Source organism: Inquilinus sp. (genome assembly GCF_057815775.1).
Map to the genome: position 1 here is coordinate 1 of NZ_JBYRFX010000926.1, position 3,178 is coordinate 3,178.

The following is a 3,178-nucleotide window of genomic DNA, read 5'->3' on the forward strand; positions in this document are numbered from 1 at the left end:
ATGGATCCCGATCCGGCGGTCCACATGCCGGCCTGCCGTGCCTGGAGCGTCTACGAGGCGGTCTGCACCACCCTGCTGCCGAACCCGGACATCGTGACCACCGCGGCCGAGGACAACCACGCGCTGGGCCTCGCACGCATCGAAGCGCACTATTTCGCGGAGAACCTGTTCACGCCGCGCGACCGGCTGCTGCGCGAGATCGGCCGTGTGCGCCACATCCCGGCGACGATCGTGCAGGGCCGCTACGACACGGTGTGCCCGATCACGACCGCGGACGAGCTGCACCGCGCCTGGCCGGAGGCAGGCTATGTCGTGGTGCCCGATGCCGGCCATTCCGCGATGGAGCCCGGCATCCGCACCGCGCTGGTCGAGACCATGGAGCGGCTGAAGGCGTTGGGCTAATCCGCCAGGCCGCCGGCGCGGGCCACGCGGGCCAGGCGCACCAGCTCCTTCCGCGCAGTCTCCGCATCCGTCACCGGTGCGGCGAAGGCCAGGCGGGCAACGGCGCCGCCCAGGCGCAGATCCGCGCCGTCGGCATCGATCCCGGTCATCCGCCAGCCGGTGCCGGCCCGGCCGAGCAGGGCCTGGGCGTAGAGGTCGATGGCGTCGGTATGGTCGTCATTCATATGGGCGACGATGCCGATTTCCGCCGCGGTCAGCGCCGCCGGCGGGTCGATCACCAGCTCGGCGGCGTCGAGCCGGTGGATGGCACCGAAGCCGGCGATCATGTGGCCACGCCCGACCCGCAGGCGCCACAGCCCGAAATCCGGGAAATCGGCATAGTCTGACGCATCCGGATGGCGGGCGAGGTAGCGGGCGCGCAGCGCCGGGTCGACCACCGGTTCGGCTCGCCCCGACACGGTCAGCCGCGGCCCGGTCAGCGGCTGGTCCAGCCCCGCCGTGCCGTCGAACAGCAGCGCCGCCCGCGGGTCGCGATCGAGGTTGCCGGTGTGCTCCGCCAGCCGCGAGATCAGCAGCAGCGGATGCCCCGCCGGGTCGGTCGCGGTCAGCACCAGCGAGGCATAGGGAGCGCCATCGGCATCGAGCGTTGCCAGGGCGCCGCGGTCTAGACGGCGCAGCAATGTCCGGGCGCGTTCGGCCGGGCCGGGGTCCAATGTCGTCATCGCGATCCCACCTCCGGGGCTACCTCGCTGGTTTTCCAGAACATTACCGCGTCCAAGTGTCATTTTAGCCGTAGATACGCCATATTGGGCGTTCAGCGTCGCCGGCATCGAGGGATTTCACTCGCCGGGGGCGGGTGGTGAATGTGGAGGGGGCCATGGCCCAGACCATCGCGCTGGTCGACGACGATCGCAACATCCTGACATCGGTGGCGATGTCGCTGGAATCGGAGGGGTACGAGGTCCGCACCTTCTCCGACGGCGACGAAGCGCTGCGCGGGCTGCTGCAGAAGCCGGTCGACCTGGCCGTGCTGGATATCAAGATGCCGCGCATGGACGGGATGGAATTGCTAGGCCGGCTGCGCAAGACCACCAACATGCCGGTGATCTTCCTGACGTCGAAGGACGACGAGGTCGACGAGCTGCTGGGCCTGCGCATGGGGGCGGACGATTATATCAAGAAGCCGTTCTCGCAGCGCCTGCTGATCGAGCGCATCCGCGCCCTGCTGCGGCGCGAGCAGCTGGCCACCGACAGCACCCCGGCCGATCCGGCCGCCGTGGTGGCGCGGGGCGACCTGACGCTGGACGGCAACCGCCATGCCTGTCTGTGGCGCGGCGAGACCATCGACCTGACCGTCACCGAATTCCTGCTGGTCAAGGCGCTGGCCATCCGCCCCGGCCACGTCAAGAGCCGCGACCAGCTGATGGATGCCGCCTATGGCGAGCACATCTATGTCGACGACCGCACCATCGACAGCCACATCAAGCGCATCCGCAAGAAATTCAAGGTGGTCGACACCGAGTTCGGGCACATCGAGACGCTGTACGGCGTCGGCTATCGCTACAAGGAGGCCTGATCGCGTCGGCCGCCGCCCCGGCCCCCGGCATCCGCCGGATGGCCACCGGCGGTCGCCCCGGTCCGCGATCGGAACCTGACTGCCGCATGACAGCATGACGGCCCCATTGAGAGCCTCCCGCGGTCCCGCGCCGCGCCTCGGCGATGTCGTCGAGGACGGTGCGGACCAGACCGCCCGGGTAGAACCGGTCCCCGAGGTGCAGCCGATCACGGCAACGCCGGTCGGCGGCCGGGCCGTCGACGCGCCCGTGACCCGGCTGCGCCGCCGCGCCTTCTCGAAGCTCACCGCCCGCGTCCTGGCCGTCAACATGATGGCGCTGATGATGCTGGTCGGCGGCATGCTGTACCTGTCGTCCTACCAGGAACGGCTGATCGAGAACGAGCTGGCATCGCTGACCGCGGAGGCGACGATCTTCGCCGCCAACCTGGCGGAAGGGGCCGTCGTGGGCGGCATCGACACGGTGCAGTCGCTGGACCCCGACCAGGCCCGCCAGATCGTCCGCCGCGTCTACCAGGCCAACGACACCCGCGCCCGGCTGTTCGGCGCCGACGGCAAGCTGGTGGCCGACAGCCGGATGCTGGGCCAGCCCGGCGGCATCATCGAGGTGCGGCCGCTGCTGCCGCCGGTGACCAAGGGCTGGATTCGCCAGGCCTGGGACACGGCGTATGACTGGGCCTCGGAATTCGCCGGGCCGCGCAAGCGCTGGCCGGCCTATGTCGAGCGCCAGGACCAGCAGGGCAACGACTATGCCAGCGTCCGCGCCGCCCTGGCCGGCGGCGTCGGCCGCCAGATATGGGCCCGCGAGGACGGCAAGCTGATGCTGGGCGTCGCCGTCCCGGTCCAGCGCGTGCGCCTGGTGCTGGGCGCCGTGCTGATGACCCGCGAGGGCATCAACATCGAAGGCAACATCCAGACGGTGCGCGAGGAGATCCTGAAGGTCTTCGCCATCGCCCTGGCGGTCACCATCATCCTGTCGCTGTACTTGGCCGGCACCATCACCCGGCCGATCCGCCGGCTGGCGCGGGCGGCGGAGCGGGTGCAGCAGGGCCGCGGCCGCAAGATCGAGATCCCCGACATGAGCGGCCGGCGCGACGAGATCGGCGAGCTGGCGGCGGCGCTGCGGGCGATGACCGCAGCGCTGTGGACCCGGATCGACGCGATCGAGCGCTTCGCCGCCGACGTGTCGCACGAGATCAAGAA

The 3,178-nt window shown here is 70.2% G+C and carries 4 protein-coding genes; 3 read left to right on the top strand and 1 reads right to left on the bottom strand.

Annotated features, from left to right (window positions below):
* Positions 1-402: alpha/beta hydrolase (locus AC3XYG_RS33020; RefSeq protein WP_489144127.1), on the top strand; the 402-nt coding region annotated here is incomplete at its 5' end.
* Here AC3XYG_RS33020 and AC3XYG_RS33025 read toward each other — a convergent pair.
* Complete coding sequence (locus tag AC3XYG_RS33025; RefSeq protein ID WP_489144128.1) at positions 399-1,124, bottom strand: HugZ family pyridoxamine 5'-phosphate oxidase; 726 nt, start codon at positions 1,122-1,124, stop codon at positions 399-401. The two genes, AC3XYG_RS33020 and AC3XYG_RS33025, sit on opposite strands and share 4 nt — an antisense overlap.
* Before the next feature lie 155 nt (positions 1,125-1,279).
* Between AC3XYG_RS33025 and AC3XYG_RS33030 the strand changes: the two genes are divergently transcribed.
* Positions 1,280-1,978: a response regulator transcription factor gene (locus AC3XYG_RS33030; protein ID WP_489144129.1), complete on the top strand. Its 699-nt coding sequence runs from the start codon at positions 1,280-1,282 to the stop codon at positions 1,976-1,978.
* A gap of 94 nt (positions 1,979-2,072) precedes the next feature.
* Positions 2,073-3,178, top strand: a 1,106-nt coding sequence (locus tag AC3XYG_RS33035; RefSeq protein ID WP_489144130.1) for a stimulus-sensing domain-containing protein, incomplete at its 3' end; no start/stop codon positions are given.

Bases quoted from the DNA above. Each gene is read 5' to 3' on its own strand.
- AC3XYG_RS33025 (WP_489144128.1), bottom strand. From the start codon at position 1,124: ATGACGACATTGGACCCCGGCCCGGCCGAACGCGCCCGGACATTGCTG.
- AC3XYG_RS33030 (WP_489144129.1), top strand. From the start codon at position 1,280: ATGGCCCAGACCATCGCGCTGGTCGACGACGATCGCAACATCCTGACA.